The sequence below is a fragment of the Ramlibacter alkalitolerans genome (genome assembly GCF_016722765.1).
Taxonomy (GTDB): Bacteria; Pseudomonadota; Gammaproteobacteria; order Burkholderiales; family Burkholderiaceae_C; genus Ramlibacter; species Ramlibacter alkalitolerans.
The window spans coordinates 285,561-308,683 of the sequence record NZ_JAEQND010000006.1; the positions used below are offsets into that span (position 1 = coordinate 285,561).

The following is a 23,123-nucleotide window of genomic DNA, read 5'->3' on the forward strand; positions in this document are numbered from 1 at the left end:
GGGGGCGTGATTCTCACATCCGCGCCGCGCGCCACAGCATGGCCGGCCCATCGGAAGGCCCGAGCCTGGGCCGTTGCTGGAAGGTGCGGAAGTGCAGGCGCTCGATGCGGCGCAGCACGCGCAGGCCGCCTTGCACCACCAGGCGCAGCTCCCAGCCCGCGCGCCCCGGCACGCGGTGCACCAGCGGCGCACCGGCGAGCATCAGGTCGCGCGTCCAGGCGCACAGCGCCTGGACCAGCTCCGGCGCCCGCGGGTGCGCGGCCCAGGTCTGCGGCGCGTCCGGGTCGATGCCGAAGCGGCGGCAGTCCTCCGCCGGCAGGTAGTAGCGCCCTCGCGGTACGTCCACGCCCAGGTCCTGCCAGAAGTTGACCAGTTGCAGCGCGCTGCAGATCGCGTCGCTTTGCGCCAGCGCGGCGGCGTCGTCCACGCCGTAAAGGTGCAGCAGCAGGCGGCCCACCGGGTCGGCGGAGCGGCTGCAGTACGCGAGCAGTTCGTTGCGGTCGGCGTAGCCGGCCCCGGCCGCCGTCTTGTGCACGTCCTGTTCGAAGGCGTCGAGCAGGCGCGTGAGGGGCTGGGCGGGCAGGGCGAACGCGTCGACCGCGGACCGCAGGGCCGGGAACACGGCCGGCCAGCGCCCGGAGTCGGACCGGCCGCCAAGGCAGGCCTGCAGGTCGCTGCGGTAGCTTTCCAGGTCGGCCAGGCGTTGCGCTGCCGGGGCATCTCCCTCATCGGCGATGTCGTCAGCCGTGCGAGCGAACCAGTAGATCGCGGCCACGGGGCGGCGTAGCCGGGGAGGGCACAGCCAGGAGGCGACGGGGAAGTTTTCGTAGTGCTCGACCGGGCGGAGCCGGCCGTCGGAAGCTGGAGTCACGGGGCCGATTGTCGCTTGACGTGCCTCAGCCTTTTTTCTAGATTACTAACCGGTCAGTCAGTAATATCGCGCTTTCGCTCGCTGCCCCCTCCGCCCATGCCCCCACTTTCCACCTCCTCCCAAGCGGCCCGCTGGGCCACGGCCGTCCTCGTCACCCTGGCGCTGGCCGGCTGCTCGCCCCCGCCGGCGGCGCCCGAGCCGGTGCGCTCGGTCAAGGTCATGACGGTCGGCGCCTCCGGCCTCACGCTGCAGCAGGAGTTCGCGGGCGAGGTGCGGCCCCGCGTGGAGGCGCGGCTGGGGTTCCGCGTGGCCGGCAAGATCGTGCAGCGGCAGGCCGAAGTCGGCCAGCACGTGAACGCCGGCGCGCTGCTGGCGCAGCTCGATCCGCAGGATTACCGCCTGGCCGCGGACGCCGCGCGGGCCCAGGTGGCCGCCGCCGCCACCAACCGCGACCTGGCCGCGGCCGACTACAAGCGCTACGTCACGCTGCGCGAGCAGAACTTCATCAGCGGCGCCGAACTGGAGCGGCGCGAGACGGCGCTCAAGGCCGCGCAGGCGCAGTTCGAACAGGCCCAGGCGCAGCTCGCGGCGCAGGGCAACCAGGCGCGCTACACCACCCTGGTGGCGGACGTGTCCGGCGTCGTCACGGCCGTCGAAGCCGAGCCCGGCCAGGTGGTCGCCGCCGGCACGCCCGTGGTCCGCATCGCGGTGGACGGCCCGCGCGACGTGGTCTTCGCGGTGCCGGAGGACAAGCTCGCCGCCGTCCGTGCCGGGACCGCCGTGGTGGTGCGCGTGTGGGCGGGTAGCGAGACGCTGCAGGGCCGCGTGCGGGAAGTCGCCGCCAGCGCCGATCCGGTGACGCGCACGTACGCCGTCAAGGTCCTGCTCGAAGGCGCGCAGCAGCCGCCCCTGGGCGCCACCGTGGCCGTGCTGCCGCAGTCGCCGGACCGCGACGGCGTCTCGGTGATCCGCATCCCGACCAGCGCCCTGCGCCAGGAAGGCCAGGGTAGCGCGGTCTGGGTCCTCGATCAGCCGACCATGACCGTGAAGTCGCAGGCCGTGCAGGTTGCGAGCGCCGACGGCAACGAGGCGGTGATCGCCTCCGGGCTCGCGCCGGGCATGCTGGTCGTCTCCGCCGGCGTGCACGTCCTGGCGCCGGGGCAGAAGGTCACCATCTGGCGCGACAAGGGCGCGGCCACCCGGATTGGGCATCCCGCCGTCGACGCGCCCGCTGCGGCGCCGACGCTGACCTCCGCCACCCGTTGAGGCCTGCATGAGCGAGACACCGACCGGCGAGCGCTTCAACCTCTCGCGCTGGGCCCTGCAGCGCCCGGCGCTCACGCGCTACCTGATGATCGTGCTGATGGTGCTGGGCTTTGCCGCGTACTTCCAGCTCGGACAGGACGAGGATCCGCCCTTCACCTTCCGTGCCATGGTGCTGCGCGTGTTCTGGCCCGGCGCCACCGCGCAGCAGGTCGCCGAGCAGGTCACCGACAAGCTCGAGCGTACGCTGCAGGAGGTGCCGTACGCCGACATCATCCGCAGCTACTCCAAGCCCGGCGAGGCGCTCGTCATCCTGCAGATCAAGGACTCGTCGCCGCCCGGCGACGTGCCGCAGGTCTGGTATGCGGCGCGCAAGAAGATCGGCGACATGCGCGGCACGCTGCCGGCGGGCGTGGTCGGCCCCTTCTTCAACGACGAATTCGGCGACGTCTTCGGCGTGATCTACGCCCTGGAGGCGGACAGCGGCTACAGCTACGCCGAAGTGAAGGCCTTCGCCGACGACGCCCGCCAGCAGCTGCTGCGCGTGCCCGACGTGGCCAAGGTCGAACTGTTCGGCGTGCAGGACGAGAAGGTCTACGTCGAGATCTCGCAGAAGCGCCTCGCGCAGCTGGGCCTGGACTTCAACCAGGTGCTGGCGCAGCTGGGGCAGCAGAACGCAGTGGAGTCGGCCGGCGCCGTGCAGACGCCGCAGGACGTGGTGCAGGTGCGCGTGGGCGGCCAGTTCCAGGGCGTGGCGCAGCTCGGTGCGATGCCGATCCGCGGCGCCTCGGGCAACCAGCTGGCCCTGGCGGACATCGCCGAAGTGAAGCGGGGCTACGTCGACCCGCCGCAGGTGAAGGTGCGCCACGGCGGCAAGGAGGTGATCGCGCTGGGCGTCTCCATGGCCCGCGGCGGCGACATCATCCGCCTGGGCCACTCCTTGCACACGGCCGTGGGCCGGATCGACGACCAGCTGCCGGCGGGCATCCGCCTGGTGCAGGTGCAGGACCAGCCGAAGGCGGTGTCGACCTCGGTCAACGAGTTCGTGCGCACGCTGGTGGAGGCGGTGGTGATCGTGCTCGGGGTGAGCTTCATCAGCCTCGGCCTGCACCGCCGCCCCGGCAGCGGGCTGCCGCTGTGGAAACGCTGGTATGTCGACATGCGGCCCGGCCTGGTGGTGGCGATCACGATCCCGCTGGTGATGGCGGTGACCTTCCTGGCGATGCACTACTGGGGCATCGGGCTGCACAAGATCTCGCTCGGCTCGCTGATCATCGCGCTGGGGCTGCTGGTGGACGACGCGATCATCGCGGTGGAGATGATGGTGCGCAAGATCGAGGAGGGCTACGACAAGGTCCGCGCCGCCACCTTCGCCTACGAGGTGACGGCGATGCCGATGCTCACCGGCACGCTGATCACCGCCACCGGCTTCCTGCCGATCGGCATGGCGAAGTCCACCGTCGGCGAGTACACCTTCGCGATCTTCGCCGTGACGGTGATCGCGCTGGTCCTGAGCTGGCTCGTGTCGGTGTACTTCGTGCCCTATCTCGGCACGCTGCTGCTCAAGGCCAAGCCGGTGTCGGCGCAGCACCAGGAGCACTTCGACACGGCGTTCTACCGCCGCTTCCGCGCCACGGTGGACTGGTGCGTGGAACACCGCTGGATGACGCTGGGCGCCACGCTGCTCACCTTCGCGCTGGGCGTGGCCGGCATGGGCAAGGTGCAGCAGCAGTTCTTTCCCGATTCGAGCCGGCCGGAGATCCTGGTCGACCTGTGGTCGCCCGAGGGCACGGCCTTCGCCGCGAGCGAGGAAGTGGCGCGCCGCTTCGAGCAGCGGCTGCTGGCGATGCCCGACGTCGTGGACGTGGCCACCTGGGTCGGCTCGGGCGTGCCGCGCTTCTACCTGCCGCTGGACCAGGTCTTCCCGCAAAGCAACGTCTCGCAGCTGATCATCCAGCCGAAGGACCTGGCCACGCGCGAGTCGCTGCGGGTGCGGCTGCCGGCGCTGCTGGCGCAGGAATTCCCGGAGGTGCGGGCGCGCGTGAAGCTGCTGCCGAACGGGCCGCCGGTGCCTTATCCCGTGCAGTTCCGCGTGGTCGGCCCCGAGCCGCTGGCGCTGCGCGAACGCGCCGACCAGGTCAAGGCGGTGCTGCGCGAGAGCCCCAACACACGTGGCGTGAACGACAACTGGAACGAGGCCGTCAAGGTGATGCGGCTGGACGTGGACCAGGCCAAGGCCCGCGCCCTGGGCGTGAGCAGCCAGTCGATCGCGCAGGCGAGCCACACCGTCCTGAGCGGCACCACGATCGGCCAGTTCCGCGAGGGCGACAAGCTGATCGACATCGTGCTGCGCCAGCCGCAGGAGGAACGCAACGCGATCAGCGACATAGCCAATGCCTACCTGCCGACCGCCTCGGGCAAGTCGATCCCGCTGACGCAGATCGCGAGGCCGGTGTTCGCCTGGGAGCCCGGGGTGATGTGGCGCGAAGGGCGGGATTACGCCATCACGGTGCAGTCCGACGTCATCGAGGGGCAGCAGGGCGCTACGATCACCAACGAGCTGCTGCCGAAGCTGCGCAAGCTGGAGGCGGGCTGGCCGCAGGGCTACGCGATCCAGGTGGCCGGCGCGGTGGAGGAAAGCGGCAAGGGCTCTTCCTCGATCGCCACCGGCGTGCCGGTCATGCTGTTCCTCACCTTCACGCTGCTGATGATCCAGTTGCAGAGCTTCAGCCGCGCGCTGCTGGTGTTCCTGACCGGCCCCCTGGGCATCGCCGGCGTGGCGGCGGCCCTGCTGCTGTCGAACCGGCCGTTCGGCTTCGTGGCGCTGCTGGGCGTGATCGCGCTCATGGGCATGATCCAGCGCAATTCCGTGATCCTGATCGACCAGATCGAGCAGGACCGGCGGCGCGGCGTGCCGGCCTGGGACGCGATCGTGGAAGCCGCGGTGCGGCGCCTGCGGCCCATCGTGCTGACTGCCGCGGCCGCGGTGCTGGCGATGATCCCGCTTTCGCGCTCGGTGTTCTGGGGCCCGATGGCGGTGGCGATCATGGGCGGGCTGGTCGTGGCAACGCTGCTGACGCTGCTGGCGCTGCCGGCGATGTACGCGGCCTGGTTCCGCGTGCGCCGCGATGACACGGCTGCGCCTGATGACCTCGCGGCTGTCGCCGCTCGATGACCGCTGATCGCCGATGACGAGACTTCATTTTGTCATCGGCTGGGGCATCGCCCCGCCGGTCATGCCCGGCGAGAGCCGGGCAGTCATTTGTCATAAAATCTCCTGTTGACCGGATTCGAGCGGGCGGTCGGGTGTTTCCTGGCCGTCCGCTTTCCTTTCAGTGATCCTGCGCGGGTGGCGAAATTGGTAGACGCACCAGGTTTAGGTCCTGACGCCTTCACGGGCGTGTCGGTTCGAGTCCGACCCCGCGCACCACGCGTTTTTTCCAACCGAGACACATCATGGCCGTGACCGTAGAAACCCTGGACAAGCTGGAACGCAAGATGACGCTGACGCTGCCCGTCAACGCGATCCAGTCGGAAGTCGACCAGCGCCTGAAGAAGCTGGCGCGCACCGTGAAGATGGACGGCTTCCGGCCCGGCAAGGTGCCGCTGTCCGTGGTGGCGCAGCGTTATGGCTACTCGGTGCACTACGAGGTCATGAACGACAAGGTGGGCGAGGCCTTCGCCGCCGCCGCCAACGAGGCCAAGCTGCGCGTGGCCGGCCAGCCGAAGATCACCGAGAAGGAAGGCGCGCCCGAGGGCGAACTGGCCTTCGACGCCGTGTTCGAGGTCTACCCCGAAGTCAAGATCGGCGACCTGGCCGACGCGGACATCGAGCGCATCAGCTCCGACGTGACCGACGCGGCCATCGACCGCACCCTGGACATCCTGCGCAAGCAGCGCCGCACCTTCGCGCTGCGCCCGCAGGATTCCGGCGCCGAGGCCGGTGACCGCGTGACCGTGGACTTCGAAGGCAAGATCGACGGCGAGCCGTTCGAGGGCGGCAAGGCCGAGGCCTTCCAGTTCATGGTCGGCGAAGGCCAGATGCTCAAGGAGTTCGACGATGCCGTGCGCGGCATGAAGGCCGGCGAGAGCAAGACCTTCCCGCTCGCCTTCCCGGCGGACTATCACGGCAAGGACGTGGCGGGCAAGACGGCCGACTTCATGGTCACGGTCAAGAAGATCGAAGCGGCCAACCTGCCGGAAGTCGACGAAGCCTTCGCCAAGACGCTGGGCATCGCCGAGGGCACCGTGGAGGCGCTGCGCGCCGACATCCGCCGCAACCTCGAGCGCGAGGTGAAGTTCCGCCTGCTGGCCCGCAACAAGCAGGCCGCGATGGACGCGCTGATCGCCCGCTCCGAGCTGGACCTGCCGAATTCGATCGTCAAGAACGAGATCGACCGCCTGATCGAGTCGCAGCGCAACGAACTCAAGCAGCGCGGCCTGAAGGACGCGGACAAGCTGCCGATCCCCGAGGACATCGTGCGCCCGCAGGCCGAGCGCCGCGTGCGCCTGGGCCTGGTGGTGGCCGAACTGGTGCGCGCCAACGGCCTGGAAGCCAAGCCGGAGCAGATCAAGCAGCACATCGAGGAGCTGTCGGCCAGCTACGAGCGCCCGGCGGATGTGGTGCGCTGGTACTACGGCGACAACCGCCGGCTGGCGGAAGTCGAGGCGATCGTGATCGAGAACAACGTCACGGATTTCATCCTCTCGAAGGCCAGGGTCAACGAGAAGAAGGTCGACTTCGACGAGCTGATGGGCCAGCAGACGCCGGCGATGGAAGCGCCGGAAGCGCCGCAGGTGCAGGAAGCGGCGTAAGGGGCGCGCGCGCGCGTTTTCTCTCTCGGGCGCGTTTTCGCGTTTTCCGTCGCCCCCGCGCGTTTTCGTCACCCCCGCGCAGGCGGGGGCCCAGAGCGCGCGCAGCGCGAAACAGCCGGGAGCCCTCGGTTCCCGCCTCCGCGGGAATGACGGGGGGCGCGGCGGGAATGTCGAGGGGCACCGGATGGGGCCTCGGGGGCTTGTCAAAGGCCTGCCAGGCCCCAACTCCATTCAGGCTAAAGTACAGCCAACCAACGGAGCCAATTTCCCCCATGAGCGCACTTGACACCCAGGGCCTGGGCCTGATCCCCATGGTCATCGAGCAGTCCGGCCGCGGCGAGCGGTCGTACGACATCTATTCGCGCCTGCTGCGCGAGCGCGTGGTGTTCCTGGTGGGGCCGGTCAACGACCAGACTGCCAACCTCGTGGTCGCCCAGCTGCTGTTCCTGGAATCCGAGAACCCGGACAAGGACATCTCGCTGTACATCAACTCGCCCGGCGGCAGCGTGAGTGCCGGCATGGCGATCTACGACACGATGAACTTCATCAAGCCGGCGGTGTCGACCCTGTGCACCGGCATGGCCGCCTCCATGGGCGCCTTCCTGCTGGCGGCCGGCGAGAAGGGCAAGCGCTTCGCGCTGCCCAATTCGAAGATCATGATCCACCAGCCGCTGGGCGGCATGCAGGGCCAGGCGACGGACATCGAGATCCACGCCCGCGACATCCTCAAGACCAAGGCCACCCTGAACAAGATCCTGGCCGAGCGCACCGGCCAGCCGCTGGAGAAGATCGAGCGCGACACCGACCGTGACTATTTCCTCGAAGCGGACGAGGCGAAGAACTACGGCCTGGTCGACCAGGTGATCGCCAAGCGGCCGTAGGCTCCGGACGGCCGGCGCCCGCAAGGGCGGCCGGCCACGGCCCAGGGGCCAGGGATCAGGGAAACACCGGAGAGCCGGTGAGCTGGGGTCTTACAACACCCCAGGCCCAGGATCCCTGGCCCCTGGTCCCTTTCTCGCTATCATCTCGTCAACTGTTACCGGACTGAAACCTCATGGCCGACCGAAAAGGCTCCTCCAGCGAGAAAACGCTTTACTGCTCGTTCTGCGGGAAGAGCCAGCACGAGGTCAAGAAACTGATCGCGGGCCCCTCGGTCTTCATCTGCGACGAGTGCATCGACCTGTGCAACGAGATCATCCGCGACGAACTGCCGGCGGGTGACGAACAGCGCGAGGCGCGCGGCGACCTGCCCACGCCCGCGGAGATCAAGGCCAACCTCGACAACTACGTGATCGGCCAGGAGCCCGCCAAGCGCGCGCTCTCGGTGGCGGTCTACAACCACTACAAGCGCCTGCGCCACAAGGACAAGGCCAAGAAGGACGAAGTCGAGCTCACCAAGAGCAACATCCTCCTGATCGGCCCCACCGGCTCGGGCAAGACGCTGCTGGCGCAGACGCTCGCCCGCATGCTGGACGTGCCTTTCGTAATGGCCGACGCCACCACGCTGACGGAAGCCGGCTACGTCGGCGAAGACGTCGAGAACATCATCCAGAAGCTGCTGCAGAACTGCAACTACGAAGTCGAGCGGGCGCAGCGCGGCATCGTGTACATCGACGAGATCGACAAGATCTCGCGCAAGTCCGACAACCCCTCGATCACCCGCGATGTCTCGGGCGAGGGCGTGCAGCAGGCGCTGCTCAAGCTGATCGAAGGCACGATGGCCAGCGTGCCGCCGCAGGGCGGGCGCAAGCACCCCAACCAGGACTTCCTGCAGATCGACACGACGAACATCCTGTTCATCTGCGGCGGCGCCTTTGCCGGCCTGGAGAAGGTGATCGAGCAGCGCACGGAAGCCTCCGGCATGGGCTTTTCCGCCAAGGTGCGCAGCAAGAAGGAACGCAGCCTGTCGGACATGTTCCGTGAGGTCGAGCCGGAAGACCTGATCAAGTTCGGCCTCATCCCCGAACTGGTGGGCCGCCTGCCGGTGGTCGCCACCCTGTCCGAGCTGAGCGAGGACACGCTGGTGCAGATCCTGACCGAGCCGAAGAACGCGATGGTCAAGCAGTACGCCAAGCTGCTGTCCATGGAGGGCGTCGAGCTCGAAGTGCGGCCCAACGCGCTCAAGGCGATCGCCCGCAAGGCGCTGAACCGCAAGACCGGCGCCCGTGGCCTGCGCTCCATCCTCGAGCAGTCGCTGATCGACACGATGTTCGAACTGCCGAACATCAGCAACGTCGAGAAAGTGGTGGTCGACGAGAGCACCATCGAGGAAAACAAGCCTCCGCTGCTGGTGTACCGCGAGGCGGCCAAGAAGGCCTGACGCGCAGCGTTGCTGCGCATGACGCTCGCTGCGCACCGCATGACGCCGGCGGCGCCGGCATGACGGAATGACCCTGCGCGTTCCACGCCATTTCGTCGTGGAAGCGCAGCGAGGTCATTCCGTCATTGTTTTTTTGCCTACGATGCGACCCTGCGGCCCCCATGGCGGCGCTGCCGGGTTGAAAATGTCCCCATGCCGGCCATCTATGGCTGGTCACTATTGAGGATCACCATGTCAGGACATACCCCTCTGCCTTCTGACCCGATGGACCTGCCCCTCCTGCCCCTGCGGGACGTGGTGGTGTTCCCCCACATGGTCATCCCGCTGTTCGTCGGCCGGCCCAAGAGCATCAAGGCGCTGGAAGCCGCGATGGAAGCCGAGCGCCGCATCATGCTGGTGGCGCAGAAGGCCGCCGCCAAGGACGAGCCCTCCGTCTCCGACATGTTCGAAGTCGGCTGCGTCTCGACCATCCTGCAGATGCTCAAGCTGCCTGACGGCACCGTGAAGGTGCTGGTCGAGGGCCAGCAGCGCGCCCGCGTCGCCAAGATCACGGACGGCAACGCCCACTTCACGGCGACCGTGATCCCCGTCGAGTCCGGCGACACCGATGCCAAGTCAGCCGAGATCGAAGCGCTGCGCCGTGCGGTGCTGCAGCAGTTCGACCAGTACGTGAAGTTGAACAAGAAGATCCCGCCGGAGATCCTGACGTCGATCGCCTCGATCGACGATCCGGGCCGGCTGGCCGACACGATCGCGGCCCATCTGCCGCTGAAACTGGACAACAAGCAGGTCGTGCTCGACCTGGCCGATGTCAAGGAACGCCTCGAGAACCTGTTCGAGCAGATCGAGCGCGAGGTCGAGATCCTCAACGTCGACAAGCGCATCCGCGGCCGCGTGAAGCGGCAGATGGAGAAGAACCAGCGCGACTTCTACCTGAACGAGCAGGTCAAGGCCATCCAGAAGGAACTCGGTGAAGGCGAGGAAGGTGCCGACATCGAGGAGATCGAGAAGAAGATCAAGGCCGCCAAGATGCCCAAGGAGGCCAAGAAGAAGGCCGACGCGGAGCTCAAGAAGCTGAAGCTGATGTCGCCGATGTCGGCCGAGGCGACCGTCGTGCGCAACTACATCGACGTGCTGACGGCGCTGCCCTGGGCCAAGCGGACCAAGATCAAGCACGACCTCGCGTACGCCGAGCACGTGCTCAACGAGGACCACTGGGGCCTCGAGAAGGTCAAGGACCGCATCCTCGAATACCTCGCGGTGCAGCAGCGCGTCGACAAGGTCAAGGCGCCCATCCTGTGCCTGGTCGGCCCTCCGGGCGTCGGCAAGACCTCGCTGGGGCAGTCGATCGCCAAGGCGACCGGCCGCAAGTACGTGCGCCAGGCCCTGGGCGGCATGCGCGACGAGGCGGAGATCCGCGGCCACCGCCGCACCTACATCGGCGCCATGCCGGGCAAGGTGCTGCAGTCGCTGTCCAAGGTCGGCACGCGCAACCCGCTGTTCCTGCTCGACGAGATCGACAAGCTGGGGCAGGACTTCCGCGGCGACCCGGCGTCGGCCCTGCTGGAAGTGCTCGACCCCGAGCAGAACCACACCTTCAGCGACCACTACGTCGAGGTCGACTTCGACCTGTCGGACGTGATGTTCGTGGCGACCTCGAACTCGATGAACATCCCCCCGGCGCTGCTGGACCGGATGGAAGTCATCCGCCTCTCGGGCTACACCGAGGACGAGAAGACCAACATCGCCATGCGCTATCTGCTGCCCAAGCAGATGAAGAACAACGGCGTGAAGCCCGACGAGCTCGAGGTCCGCGAGGACGCGGTGCGCGACATCGTGCGCTACTACACGCGGGAAGCGGGCGTGCGTTCGCTCGAACGCGAGCTGTCCAAGATCTGCCGCAAGGTCGTCAAGGGCCTGCAGCTGAAGAAGATGACCCCCAAGGTGGTCGTCACGGCGGACAACCTCAACGACTTCCTGGGCGTGCGCAAGCACACCTACGGACGCGCCGAGGCGCAGAACCAGGTCGGCCAGGTGGTCGGCCTCGCGTGGACGGAAGTGGGCGGCGACCTGCTGACGATCGAGGCGGCGCTGATGCCAGGCAAGGGCCAGGTCCTGCGCACCGGCTCGCTGGGCGACGTGATGAAGGAATCGGTGGAGGCCGCCCGCACCGTGGTGCGCAGCCGCTCCCGTGCCCTGGGCATCAAGGACGAAGTGTTCGAGAAGAAGGACGTCCACATCCACGTGCCCGATGGCGCCACGCCGAAGGACGGTCCGTCCGCCGGTGCGGCGATGACGACGGCGCTGGTGTCCGCGCTCACCGGCATCCCGGTGCGGGCGGACGTCGCGATGACCGGCGAGATCACGCTGCGCGGCGAGGTCACCGCCATCGGCGGCCTGAAGGAAAAGCTGCTGGCGGCCCTGCGTGGCGGCATCAAGACGGTGCTGATCCCGGAGGAGAACGCGAAGGACCTGCAGGACATCCCCGAGAACGTGAAGAACGATCTCGAGATCGTGCCGGTGAAGTGGATCGACAAGGTGCTGGAGATCGCGCTGGAGCGCCAGCCCACGCCGCTGACCGAGGAAGAAGTGCAGGCCGCCGCGCCGGTGGCGGAGAAGACGACGCCGGTGGCGGTGAAGCACTGAGGTGCGGGAGCGCTGGGGTTCGGCGCTTTCGCGCGCTCACCGCCAGCCTACGCCCTGCGCTTCGCGCGCTCATGTAGGCTGGCGGTGGAGCGAAGCGCAACCCCAGCGTTGCGCCCACCGCTCTTTTCAGCCTGCCGTCAGAGCCCCCGAAAATCTCCGCTATAATTTCGGCTTCGACGCGGGAATAGCTCAGTTGGTAGAGCGCAACCTTGCCAAGGTTGAGGTCGCGAGTTCGAGCCTCGTTTCCCGCTCCAGATCCGTCAAAGGGACGCCAGCCGGCGTCCCTTTGCATCTGATGTCCTCGTGACATGGGGCGCGTTAGCAAAGCGGTTATGCAGCGGATTGCAAATCCGTTTAGATCGGTTCGACTCCGGTACGCGCCTCCAAGAAAGTCGATGCGGGAGTAGCTCAGTTGGTAGAGCGCAACCTTGCCAAGGTTGAGGTCGCGAGTTCGAGCCTCGTCTCCCGCTCCATATTCAAGGGAAGCCTACGGGCTTCCCTTTTTGCTTCTGTACAGTGGCCCCATGTGCCTCGATGGTGAAATCGGTAGACACAGCGGACTTAAAATCCGCCGCCCTTGAACAAGGCGTGCCGGTTCGATTCCGGCTCGAGGCACCAGACGCGGCCGGCCGGTCCGCGACCGCAGAACTAAACCTCGGCCGGGAAGGTCCACAATAGGGCCGGAGAGCACCATGTCCCAATACGATGCCCCCTTCGAAATCCACGTGCACGGCGACGTGCCGCTGCGCACGGGCGTGACGTACGCCCAGTTGCAGGAGGCGCTGAAACCCCTGTGGACCTATGCCGGCGCCAAGTCGCTGGCCGACGGCGCCGAAAGCGCCTATGAAGAAGAGCCGGGCATCAAGTTCGACGCCCAGGAACGCCTGCTCACCATGTGCTGGACGGTCGCCGGCGACCTCGACTTCCGCCAGCAGCTCGACGAGATGTGCATGAGCCTCAACGAGCTCGCCGAGGAGGGCGCCGCCCTCGAGGTGACCTTCTACGACGCCGAGTTCGACGAGGAAGAGGCCGACCCGGAAGACGAGTCGCGCGACGACTTCCTCATGCTGTTCGTGGGCCCGACGCCGGCCGCGATCATGCAGGTGCAGCGCGACCTGCTGGTGCAGGACGTGGTGAACCTGATGGAGCGCCACTTCGAGCCGCCGGAGCTCGATGGCGTGGTCGGCGAGATCGACAAGCTGTTCTCGAAGCGCTTCGATGCGCTGGTGAGCTCGCTGGAACTCGGCAAGCCGCCGCGCGGCAGCGGGGGCGGGCCTTCGGGCCATGGCGGTGGCCGCCGGCCGCGGCACCTGCATTGATCGTCCGATGACGAACGACGCCCCGCGCTTCGCGCGGAGCATGACCTCGCTGGCGCCTCGATGACAGAATGACCGGCTGATCCCGTCATTCATCATTGCAGGCGCGAAGCGCCGCAGTCATCAGCGGAGCGCAGCGAGCGTGTCATTGTTCTCCCAGGACGCCCTGAACCCCGGCGTGCGCAAGCGCGAGGTGTTCGGCTGGGCGATGTACGACTTCGCCAACTCCGGCTACACCACCGTCGTCATCACGGCCGTCTTCGCCGCCTACTTCGTCGGTGGCATCGCGCAGAAGGCGGAATGGGCCACCTTCGCCTGGACGCTGGCGCTCAGCATCTCCTACTTCATCGTGATGCTCACGATGCCCAGCCTCGGCGCCTATGCCGACCTGCGGGCGGCCAAGAAGCGCATCCTGGCCGTCGTCACGCTCGGCTGCGTGGTGAGCACCGCGGCGCTGGCCCTCGCCCGGCCGGGCGCAGTGGGCATGGCCATGCTCCTGATCATCGTCTCCAACGTCTTCTACAGCTACGGCGAATCGCTCACGGCCGCCTTCCTGCCGGAGCTCGCGCGCCCCGCTTCGCTCGGCAAGGTGAGCGGCTGGGGCTGGGGCTTCGGCTACTTCGGCGGCATGCTGGCCCTGGGCATCTGCCTGGCCTACGTGCTGTGGGCGCAGGGGCGCGGCATCCCGGCAGCGCAGTTCGTGCCGGTCACCATGCTGATCACCGCGGCGATCTACGGCCTGGCCTCGATCGCCACCTTCCGCCTGCTCACCGAACGGGCGCAACCGCGGCCCGAGGCGCTGCACGACGGGGGCTTCGCCGCTTCGCTGCGCCAGTTGCGGCGCACCTTCGGGCAGGCGCGCCGCTACGGCGACTTCATGTGGCTGCTGGCCTGTGCCGTGTTCTACCAGGGTGGCGTGGCAGTGGCGGTCACGCTGGCGGCGATCTATGCGGAAAGCGTGATCGGCTTCGCCCAGCAGGAAACGATGGTGCTGATCTTCGTGCTGAACCTCGCGGCGGCCGGCGGTGCCTTCGCGTGGGGCTACCTGCAGGACCGCATCGGCCACAAGATCGCGCTGGCCAGCACGCTGGTGGGCTGGGTGCTCACCTGCGTCATCGCGGCGCTGTCGCAGACCAAGGGCCAGTTCTGGTGGGCCGCCACGATCGCCGGCTTGTGCATGGGTTCCAGCCAGTCGGCCGGCCGGGCGCTGGCGGGCATGTTCGCGCCGCCGCGGCAGGTCGCCGAGTTCTACGGCCTGTGGACTTTCGCGATCCGCCTTGCCAGCATCGTCGGGCCCCTCGGCTACGGCGCGATCACCTGGGCCACGCGCGGCAACCAGCGGCTGGCGATCCTGTCGACGGCGGGCATGTTCGTGGTCGGACTGGTGCTGCTGGCCAGGGTGGATGTCGCGCGCGGCCGCGCCGCCGCCATCGACCGCTCCTGAAAAGGGAAAGAGCACCGGCCTCCCGGCCGGTGCTCCCCCGCATCGCAGCCCTTTCGGGCAGCGCTGCCATGACGGCGTCATGGCACTGGACGCCTACAGGCGTATCACTTCAGCAGGATGGTCGCGCTCTGCGAACCACCCAGCACGGGCTGGCTGGAGAACACGATCACGCGCGTGGGCGCCGTCCGCCACACCGTGCCGCTGGTCGGGTCCTGCGGGGTGGCTGCCGGGACGATCCGGTCGAACAGCCAGCCGCCCGCTCCATCCACGAGGGTGGTGCCGATCACGCACTCCGCCTTGTTGGCGGTGCCGTCGCAGGTGACGCCGCTGCGCGTCTTGCCGTTGCCGTAGACGATGGTGAGCGTCTGCTGCTGCCGCGCCGTGTCGGTGCCGCTCACCACCCAGCGCAACTGGCCCGGGGTGAACTGCGACTTCGTGAAGGTGATCGTCTCCGCCGTCAGCACGCTGACGCTGCCGCTCGCCGTGTTGGGCGACAGCGCGCCGGCCGCATCCTTGACCTGGTACACGATGTTGTACGTGCCCGCGGTGGTGGGGGTGAAGCTGATCACGCCGTTGACCGGCGTCGGCCGCGCACCGAGCTGGGTGGGCCAGCTTAGGATCACGGCATCCTTGAGGTCGGCGGCGCCGTCCGGATCGGTGGAGTTCGCGATCAGGTTCATCGTGTTCGCGCGGCCCAGCACGCCGGAGCTGGTCGTGTTCGATGCGAACGGCACGTCGTTCACCGGCGTGATGTTGATGGTCAGCATGCCCTGGTTGGAGACCTTGCCGTTGATGCTGACGGTGTACGGGATCGAGTCCGTGCCGCTGGCGTTCGGGTTCGGCATGTACGAGACGATGCCGTCGGCCGTCATGTTGGCCAGGCCCAGGCGCGGAGCCTGCGCCTCCACGATGACCGTTCCGAGCCCCTGGCGGACGAAGTTGCGCAGGGTCATGACGGAACCGTTCACCACCACGGTGTCGTTGCCGATCAGGTCGACGGCCAGGTCTTGGCCGGACATGCACATCGACGCCGTCGTGGGCGAGCAGTCCTCGAAGATGGTGCCCGTCTCGTTGACGGCCACCGGCACGCCGATCACGATCTCGCCGCCACCCGAACCACCGCCGGAGCCGCCGGTGCCGCCGCCCGTGGCCATGCCGCGCGCGGTGTCCGTATCACGGGTGCCGATGCCGCCCTTGGACGACAGCACCTGCACGTTGCCCGGCACGGCCATCAGGCCGGTCACCGTCGCCATGTTGCCGGCCAGGTCGAGGCCGGTGCCGGGTGCCGACGCCGTCGCGACGCCGGGCGTTTCCGGGTTGTTCGGGCCATAGGCCAGCAGGGTGAGGACCGCCGTCGGATCGCTCGACGTCGCGTTCACGTTCAGCTTGCCACCGTTCGGGCCGTCGTAGCTGGCGGCGCTGACGGTCACGGTGTCGGTGACCTTCTGCACGTAGTACGCCGGGATGGTCTGGCCCTGCGCATCGCGCGCGGCGGAGTCCATGATGCAGACGTGCGAAGGCGGCACGCCGGTCGGCTGGCTCTGGCCCCAGAAGATCGTGCCGTTCTGCGCCATCGGCGTCGGCGTGCCGGCGGGCGCGGCGTACGGCGGCGAATTGATGACGGTCATGCCGGTGTCGGGATTGACGCCGAGCGAGCCGACGCAGGGCTCGCCGAAGTAGGACAGCACCGGGACCACGGGCGGCTGCTGCGGCTGCGCCGGAAGGCGCGCCTGCGTGGTGGCGGAGGCGGTGGCGAACACGTCGAGATCGGTGATGTTGCCCACGCCGTCGGCCTTGTACGCCGCGCGCGTCGGCGTCACCTTGCCGGGCAGGGTGCCGGTCATCAGGCGCCCGGCGAGGATGAAGTTGCTCTGGCCCTCGACGGTGTAGATGACCAGGCCGTCGCCCGGCGTGCGCACCTCGATGCGGAAGGTGTTGTGGTTGCGCGGGCCGCTCGTGCCGTTGACCTCGTAGGCCGTGAAGTCCGGCAGCGGGCTGCCGGTGACCGCGCCGATGCGGGCCGGGTCGGCGATGTACTTCTTGCCGGTCTGCGGGTCGATGGAGACGCCGCCGCGCGCGACCAGGGCGTCATAGTAGGGGTCGGTGCCGGGAGGGGCGGACCTCAGGTCGGGCATGGGCGGCACTTCGCTGCCGCCAGGCACGGCGGAAGGCAGCAGGAAGGGGCCCACGGCCGCCTTCAGCGTGCACTCGAAGGTCGCGACGCAGGCCAGGCCGACGTCGCTGGTATAGGCGATCTTGCCGCCGACCTTCTGGTCGCGGAAGGTCATGTCCGAATACGGCGTGATGACGCGGTAGTCGCCGTCGAAGGGCAGGTTCGGGATCACCACGCGCAGGCGGCCGAAGGTCATCTGGTCGCCGTCGATGGGCAGGATCTCGTTGGAGAAGCCGGCTTCGATCGACAGGACCAGGCGCGCCTTGAAGTTGAGCGCCGGGTCCTGCAGGACGTTGTCGGCGGCGAAGTAGAAGTGCTCGGGGCCGAAGTCGATCGGGAACTGCTCCGGCACCGGGCCTTCGAGTGCCGTGCACCAGCCGCCATCGCGCTCGATGGTGGTCAGGTAGTCGCAGAACTCGAGCGTGATGCCCGTCTTGTCCTGGAACCACGCGGGGAAGCCGCCCACGGTGGGCGCCTTGTTGATGGGGCCCACGCGTTCGAGAACGGCATGGGCGGGAGCGGCGGCGAGTGCGAGCAGTACCGCCGCGGCCACGAGGCTGCGCTTGCTGGAAACCATGAGTCCCTCTCTCCTCTGATGCGGATATTCGATCCGGCGCGGCCCTTTCGTGCCTCCGTCCCGCGACCTGATCGGGACATGTGTGCCGGTGTGTATCAAACGTTACGCAAATAGCGGACCATCCGCAGGTGCCGTGTGGCCGGCACTTTGGTGCCTGGGCGCGGGTAGAATTCCCCCAATGCTGGGGAAGCGCACGGCGCTCCCCCACCAAGGTTGGGGAGAAGGGGGGCGGGGAGGGCCCGAAAAGGCCTTGCTTCAGGCCGCCAGCCGCAGGGGCGGGGGAGTTTCGGCCGGCGCGGGCGTGCCGGGCTCCAGCCAGCGGCGCACCGCCGTCCGCAACGCCTCCGTGGAGCCGGTGGTGCGCCAGTGCACCTGGCCGCTGCCCTGCGGGTTCAGCAGGCCCTGGGCTTCCAGCAGGCGCCGCGTGTGGCGGGCGACGGGCTGGCCGGTTTCCACCAGCCCGATGGAGGGCCCGAGCAGCTCGCGGAAGATCTCCGCGGCAAAGGGATAGTGGGTGCAACCCAGGACCAGGGTGTCGATCTCGCCGGGGCCGGTGCCGAAGCAGCAGACTTCCACCGTGTAGCGGCGGCACAGTTCGCGGATCGCGACCTCGTCGCCGGACTCGATGGCGGCAGCGAGGCCGTCGCAAGGCACCAGGACGAAATCGGCCTGGTCACGCAGGGAGGTGAGCAGGCCGTGGAACTTGGCGGACGACAGGGTGCCGCGGGTGGCGAGGACGCACACGCGGCCGGTCTTGGACAGGGCCGCGGCGGGCTTGAGCGCCGGCTCGACGCCCACCACCGGCAGCCGCGTGTGGCGCGCGCGCAGCAGGTGCACCGCGGCCGCCGTGGCGGTGTTGCAGGCGACCACCAGGCCCTTGATGCGGTGCTGCTCCAGCAGGTCGACCGCGATCTCCAGCGAGCGGTTGGAGACGAAGGCCTCGCCCTTCTCCCCGTAAGGTGCGTGCCCCGCGTCGGAGAAATAGACGAAATCCTCCCGGGGGAGCTCGGCCCGGAGGGCCCGCAGGATGCTGAGCCCTCCTACCCCGCTGTCAAATACGCCGATGGGTCGATCGCGGTCCATTCAGGCAACTCTACGGCGGGGAACCCGGCGGTTCTTGTGAGACAGTTTCAGGCGGCAGCGACAGGAATCTTCCTGAATTCGCCGGTCGCGATCCGCTTGGACCACTCGGTCGGCCCGGTGGTGTGGACGCTGGTGCCGTGGGCGTCCACCGCCACCGTCACCGGCATGTCGACCACGTCGAACTCGTAGATCGCTTCCATGCCCAGGTCGGCGAAGCCCAGCACTTTCGACTTCTTGATCGCCTTGGAGACGAGGTAGGCCGCGCCGCCGACGGCCATCAGGTAGGCCGCCTTGTGCTGCCGGATCGCCTCGATCGCCTCCGGCCCGCGCTCGGACTTGCCGATCATGCCGATCAGGCCGGTCTGCGCCAGCATCATGTCGGTGAACTTGTCCATGCGGGTGGAGGTCGTCGGGCCGGCCGGGCCCACCACCTCGTCGCCCACCGGGTCGACCGGGCCGACATAGTAGATGACGCGGTTGGTGAAGTCCACCGGCAGTGGCTCGCCCTTCGCCAGCATGTCCTGGATGCGCTTGTGCGCGGCGTCGCGGCCCGTCAGCATCTTGCCGTTCAGGAGCAGGGTCTGGCCGGCCTTCCAGGTGGCGATCTCTTCCTTCGTCAGCGTGTTCAGGTCGACGCGCTTGCTCTTCTGGGTGTCCGGTGCCCAGTCGATCTTCGGCCACAGGTCCAGGCTGGGCGGATCGATGTAGGCCGGGCCCGAACCATCGAGCTCGAAATGCGCGTGGCGCGTGGCGGCGCAGTTCGGGATCATCGCCACCGGCTTGCCTGCTGCATGGCAGGGGAACATCTTGATCTTCACGTCGAGGACGGTGGTCAGGCCGCCGAGGCCCTGCGCGCCTATGCCCAGTGCGTTGACCTTCTCGTGCAGCTCCAGGCGCATTTCCTCGACCTTCGACAGCTTCTCGCCGCGGGCGGACTTCGCCTGCAGCTCGTACATGTCCACGTCTTCCATCAGCGCTTCCTTGGCCAGCAGCACCGCCTTTTCCGCGGTGCCGCCGATGCCGATGCCCAGCATGCCGGGCGGGCACCAGCCGGCGCCCATGGTCGGCACCGTCTTGAGCACCCAGTCGACGATCGAGTCGCTCGGGTTGAGCATGACCATCTTGCTCTTGTTCTCGCTGCCGCCGCCCTTGGCGGCGACCGTCACTTCCACCTTGTTGCCCGGCACGAGTTCGACGTTGACGACGGCGGGCGTGTTGTCCTTCGTGTTCTTGCGCTCGAACTGCGGGTCGGCGACCACCGAGGCGCGCAGCGTGTTCTCCGGGTGCAGGTAGCCCTGGCGCACGCCTTCGTTGACGGCGTCCTCCAGGCTGCCGCTGAAGCCTTCCAGCCGGCAATCCATCCCGATCTTGAGGAACACGTTGACGATGCCGGTGTCCTGGCAGATCGGCCGGTGGCCCGTCGCGCTCATCTTGCTGTTGGTGAGGATCTGCGCGATCGCGTCCTTCGCCGCCGGACTCTGTTCGCGCTCGTAGGCGCGGGCGAGGTGGGCGATGTAGTCGGCGGGGTGGTAGTACGAGATGTACTGCAGCGCCGCGGCGACGGATTCGATCAGATCGGCTGCCTGGATGGTCGTCATGTCTCGGGGAAGGGTAAAGAGGGGCCTCGGATGATTATCTCAGACGCTATCCGGCAAGGCTTCTCGCCAGCGCGCTTGCGGACGCCGCGGCACGCTCGGAGGGATCTTCTCATCGACATTGGGCCAGTTCGCCGGTCAATGGCACCCGCAGGAGTTCGATCGACGACTTGCCACGCGAGAACGTGATGTACAGCGCGTTGTCGTACTCGATGGCGTGAGGGTACTGGAGCGTTGAAATGGGCGATGGAATCGACAGCGAATACAGCTGACGGAACACCAGTCCATCCTGGGAGGTTGCAAGGTGCAGGTCTCGCCGGCCAACGCCCGGGTTCGCGTTCAAGATCAGGACCCGGCACCCGGTGCCTGTCTTCAGAGCAAACAACTTGCTCGTTGCGTTTGGGAAGTTCGTCTTGACGGGCATCGTCCAGGTCCGTGCCGAATCATTGGAGGTGCTGAAGAAGATTCGCTTGGATTCGGCGTTGTCCCGAAAGAGCGATACGAGGCTGCTGTCGCCCTGTTCCCACCAGATCGGCTCGTCGGGGACGAAACCGGGGACTTCCAGCCGCTTCACGACCGGTATCGAAAGCCAGTCGCCGATCGACGCGTCGCCGCCCGCCAGCATGTAGACGTTGTAGCGCGTATCCCGCCTTGACATCAGCCACTCGCCGGAGGCCAGGCGTTCCGGTGAAAAGTTGTTGATGGCGTCGCGGTAAAGGGTCTCGCGCAAGCGCCATTCCCGAGTGTCGCGATCCCACGCGAACGCCTGCAACTGCAGATCCTTGTTGACGCCGAACGCACCCTTGCCCTTGAAGTTCGCGGCCAACGCCAGCAACTCGCCGTTGCGAATCCAGAATCCTCGTGCAATGAATGCATAACCGTCTCGCGGCGCGCCCGACAAGGTGCGCGCGGGGCCCCAGTTCACGCCGTCCTTGCTTGTGGAATAAAGTACCTCCTGACCGGGCTCGTCCTCCAGCGGACCTGGGGTATCTCCAGGCACGCCGTGGCTCCACATTGCCCAGAACATGCCGTCATGGTGGGTCAGATAGCTGTGAAGCTGGAACGTGCGAGCGCTATCGATCGGACTGACAAGGGCGTGCGTGCCACCCAGTGCGGGCAGCGCCTGGTAGTCGATCCGCGCGGGATCCTTGCCGCTGAGGGGCAGGTCCAGCAAGACATGCGAGCCGTCCGGCGGGGGTGAGGGGTCTGTCTCCGCCGGCACCGTCGAAACGGTCTGCTGCGGCACGGAAACCACCGCCGGCGGGATCGACTGCGGCGGCACGGAAAGTGCCGCCGGTGCAACTGTCTGTGGCGGCACGGAAAGCGCCGCGGGCGCCGCGGTGGAAGTCGTTCCCGCCGGCGACGAGCTCTCGCTTCCCCCGCCACAGCCGGCGATGGTGGCCGCGAGGAAAAGCGCGGTCAGTTTGCGCCGGGTCGTTAGCATGCATCCTCCTGTGAAGCCTCGAGGTTAGGTTTCTCAGGAGGGTCGGGTTTTCACCTATATCAAGCGACGAGAGGATCACCGCCGGCAAGCGCAATAGCGCGTGTTGTCGTTGGTGATCCGCGACAGGCGCTACATGCGAAAGGGCGCCCGAAGGCGCCCTGCAAGGAGGAAGGAGGCTCAGGCGTGCGCGGGGCGATACGCGCGCAGCGGGGGACGCGTGGTCTTCGCGTATTCCTTCCAGGCGTCGATCGCGACCAGCAGGCCGCAAGCCGCCCAGAACACGTTGTATTCGATGCCGCCGGTGTTCCACGTCCAGCCCAGGCCCTTGACCGTCACGACCGCGTAGCTGGCGATCGCGAGGACCGCGGCGGCGGCGATGCCGGAAAAGCGCGTGCACAGGCCGAGGACCAGCAGGACGCCGATCAGGATCTCGGAGAAGGCGGCGAAACCCACCATGAATTCGGCGGGCTGGATACCGGCCTTCGCGAAGAAGCCCACGGTCCCGGCGCTCAGGCCGCCGGCCGCGAACTTCGAAGCAGCATGCGGGAACATCAGCGCGCCGACCATGATGCGCAGCAGGTTGTGCGTCTTGGAGAGGTCGAAGCTGGCAGCGCGGATGCGGAAGTCGTCCCTGGTAAGCGTCAACATGATGGGGGTCCTTTCAGTGTTGTTGCCGTTTGCTATGCATTCAATCTAGTCGGCCGCGTGGCGTTCCGGTTGATGCGAGTCAATTGGAATGGGCTGGGCTCGCCGGCGACACTTCGACCGTCAATTTCTCACGCGCTGCTTCTGACTTGCGCTCCCCAGCGGGCGACGTTGCGGCAAAGAAAACGGGGGCTGACTTCGCCCCCGTTTCAGTGCCGGCAGTCCTGCGGGTGCCGGCGTCCCACCCCCTCGTCAATAGTTGTCGGGCAGCGAGCGCAGGCAACTGCCTTCCTTGCTCGCGCACAGGGCCGCCACTCCGGCCGAGGCGAGGATGCTGCCCGGATCGAAGCCTTCCGTGGCCGGTTGCGCGCTCTCCGTGGTCGGCACGCCGGCGTCGTTGGTCGCGAGGACCACGTAGTTGGCGGACGTGAACTGGCCGCCATCCTTGCCATACACGCAGTTCTCGTCGTGGATGTAGCCCGGGTGCACGCTGCCGTCGGCCGCGTGCACTGCGGCGCACACGAGCAGCGGCTCGCCATCGGCGGCCTTGCCTCCGATCAGCGAACGCTGCGGGTAGCTCATGGCGTGGCCCGGCACCCAGGCGTAGCTGGCCTCGGCGATGCTGCGCTGCGCCAGCACCTCGAAGGCGGCGAGGCCGCGTTCCTGGCCGTCGAGGGCGATGCGGCACTCGCCGCCGCTGGCGCCGCTCGTCCAGAACTTGCCGGGCACCACGACGCCGTTGCCCACGTCGGCGCGGCAGACGTGGAAGGAAAGGGCATCGCTGCCGCCGCCCGCCACCAGGGTCGCGGGGGTGTCCTTGGCCACCCACTGCAGGCCGTCGGCGCAGGCCAGGCCGGAAGCCAGGAAGACGAGAACCCCTGCGAGAGTCCGTTGCATCAAGCGCATGACTGTCTCCAAATCCAATCTAGAC

General features: G+C 67.7%; 15 protein-coding genes and 5 tRNA genes. 13 read left to right on the forward strand and 7 right to left on the reverse strand.

What is annotated here, in order from left to right; genetic code table 11:
* Positions 1-13 precede the first annotated feature (13 nt).
* On the reverse strand, positions 14-871 hold the full coding sequence (gene hpnC, locus JI746_RS12595) for a squalene synthase HpnC (protein ID WP_201689888.1): 858 nt from the start codon (positions 869-871) through the stop codon (positions 14-16).
* Between the two features lie 96 nt (positions 872-967).
* Here hpnC and JI746_RS12600 point away from each other — a divergent pair, with 96 nt between their 5' ends.
* The 13 genes from JI746_RS12600 (at position 968) to JI746_RS12660 (ending at position 14,675) form a co-directional block, all read left to right on the forward strand.
* Positions 968-2,137: an efflux RND transporter periplasmic adaptor subunit gene (locus JI746_RS12600; protein ID WP_201689889.1), complete on the forward strand. Its 1,170-nt coding sequence runs from the start codon at positions 968-970 to the stop codon at positions 2,135-2,137.
* 7 nt (positions 2,138-2,144) lie between these two features.
* On the forward strand, positions 2,145-5,309 hold the full coding sequence (locus tag JI746_RS12605; RefSeq protein ID WP_201689890.1) for an efflux RND transporter permease subunit: 3,165 nt from the start codon (positions 2,145-2,147) through the stop codon (positions 5,307-5,309).
* Positions 5,310-5,477: 168 nt separating this feature from the next.
* Positions 5,478-5,564 (forward strand) — tRNA-Leu (locus tag JI746_RS12610).
* Positions 5,565-5,590: 26 nt separating this feature from the next.
* Positions 5,591-6,949 (forward strand): trigger factor, encoded by a 1,359-nt coding sequence (gene tig, locus JI746_RS12615; protein ID WP_201689891.1) that lies wholly within the window; start codon positions 5,591-5,593, stop codon positions 6,947-6,949.
* A 272-nt stretch (positions 6,950-7,221) separates the two neighbouring features.
* Positions 7,222-7,830 carry an ATP-dependent Clp endopeptidase proteolytic subunit ClpP gene (gene clpP, locus JI746_RS12620; protein WP_201677582.1) on the forward strand — a complete coding sequence of 203 codons (609 nt, stop codon included), beginning with the start codon at positions 7,222-7,224 and terminating at the stop codon, positions 7,828-7,830.
* 173 nt (positions 7,831-8,003) lie between these two features.
* Positions 8,004-9,269: an ATP-dependent Clp protease ATP-binding subunit ClpX gene (gene clpX / locus JI746_RS12625; RefSeq protein WP_201689892.1), complete on the forward strand. Its 1,266-nt coding sequence runs from the start codon at positions 8,004-8,006 to the stop codon at positions 9,267-9,269.
* 231 nt (positions 9,270-9,500) lie between these two features.
* Entirely contained in the window at positions 9,501-11,915 is a 2,415-nt protein-coding gene (gene lon, locus JI746_RS12630) for an endopeptidase La (protein ID WP_201690021.1), read from the forward strand.
* 178 nt (positions 11,916-12,093) lie between these two features.
* Positions 12,094-12,169 (forward strand) — tRNA-Gly (locus tag JI746_RS12635).
* A 58-nt stretch (positions 12,170-12,227) separates the two neighbouring features.
* A tRNA-Cys gene (locus tag JI746_RS12640) sits at positions 12,228-12,301 on the forward strand.
* A gap of 11 nt (positions 12,302-12,312) precedes the next feature.
* Positions 12,313-12,388: transfer RNA gene (locus JI746_RS12645), tRNA-Gly, on the forward strand.
* Positions 12,389-12,443: 55 nt separating this feature from the next.
* Positions 12,444-12,533 (forward strand) — tRNA-Leu (locus tag JI746_RS12650).
* 74 nt (positions 12,534-12,607) lie between these two features.
* Positions 12,608-13,234 (forward strand): DUF6806 family protein, encoded by a 627-nt coding sequence (locus JI746_RS12655; protein WP_201689893.1) that lies wholly within the window; start codon positions 12,608-12,610, stop codon positions 13,232-13,234.
* A gap of 139 nt (positions 13,235-13,373) precedes the next feature.
* Complete coding sequence (locus tag JI746_RS12660) at positions 13,374-14,675, forward strand: MFS transporter (protein WP_201689894.1); 1,302 nt, start codon at positions 13,374-13,376, stop codon at positions 14,673-14,675.
* 104 nt (positions 14,676-14,779) lie between these two features.
* Here the strand turns inward: JI746_RS12660 and JI746_RS12665 are convergent, their stop codons facing one another.
* From JI746_RS12665 to JI746_RS12690, 6 genes are all read right to left on the reverse strand, one after another.
* A complete protein-coding gene (locus JI746_RS12665; RefSeq protein WP_201689895.1) occupies positions 14,780-17,425 on the reverse strand; it encodes an Ig-like domain-containing protein in 2,646 nt (881 codons plus the stop codon).
* Positions 17,426-17,680: 255 nt separating this feature from the next.
* The gene (gene murI, locus JI746_RS12670) at positions 17,681-18,508 is read right to left on the reverse strand and encodes a glutamate racemase (protein WP_201689896.1); all 828 of its coding nucleotides are present in this window, start codon (positions 18,506-18,508) and stop codon (positions 17,681-17,683) included.
* A gap of 47 nt (positions 18,509-18,555) precedes the next feature.
* Complete coding sequence (locus JI746_RS12675; protein WP_201689898.1) at positions 18,556-20,106, reverse strand: fumarate hydratase; 1,551 nt, start codon at positions 20,104-20,106, stop codon at positions 18,556-18,558.
* Between the two features lie 109 nt (positions 20,107-20,215).
* Positions 20,216-21,547, reverse strand: coding sequence for an exo-alpha-sialidase (locus JI746_RS12680; RefSeq protein WP_201689899.1), 1,332 nt, complete (start codon positions 21,545-21,547; stop codon positions 20,216-20,218).
* A gap of 177 nt (positions 21,548-21,724) precedes the next feature.
* Positions 21,725-22,195, reverse strand: coding sequence for a DoxX family protein (locus tag JI746_RS12685; RefSeq protein WP_201689900.1), 471 nt, complete (start codon positions 22,193-22,195; stop codon positions 21,725-21,727).
* A gap of 249 nt (positions 22,196-22,444) precedes the next feature.
* Positions 22,445-23,098: a DM9 repeat-containing protein gene (locus tag JI746_RS12690; RefSeq protein WP_236599781.1), complete on the reverse strand. Its 654-nt coding sequence runs from the start codon at positions 23,096-23,098 to the stop codon at positions 22,445-22,447.
* Positions 23,099-23,123: the final 25 nt, after the last annotated feature.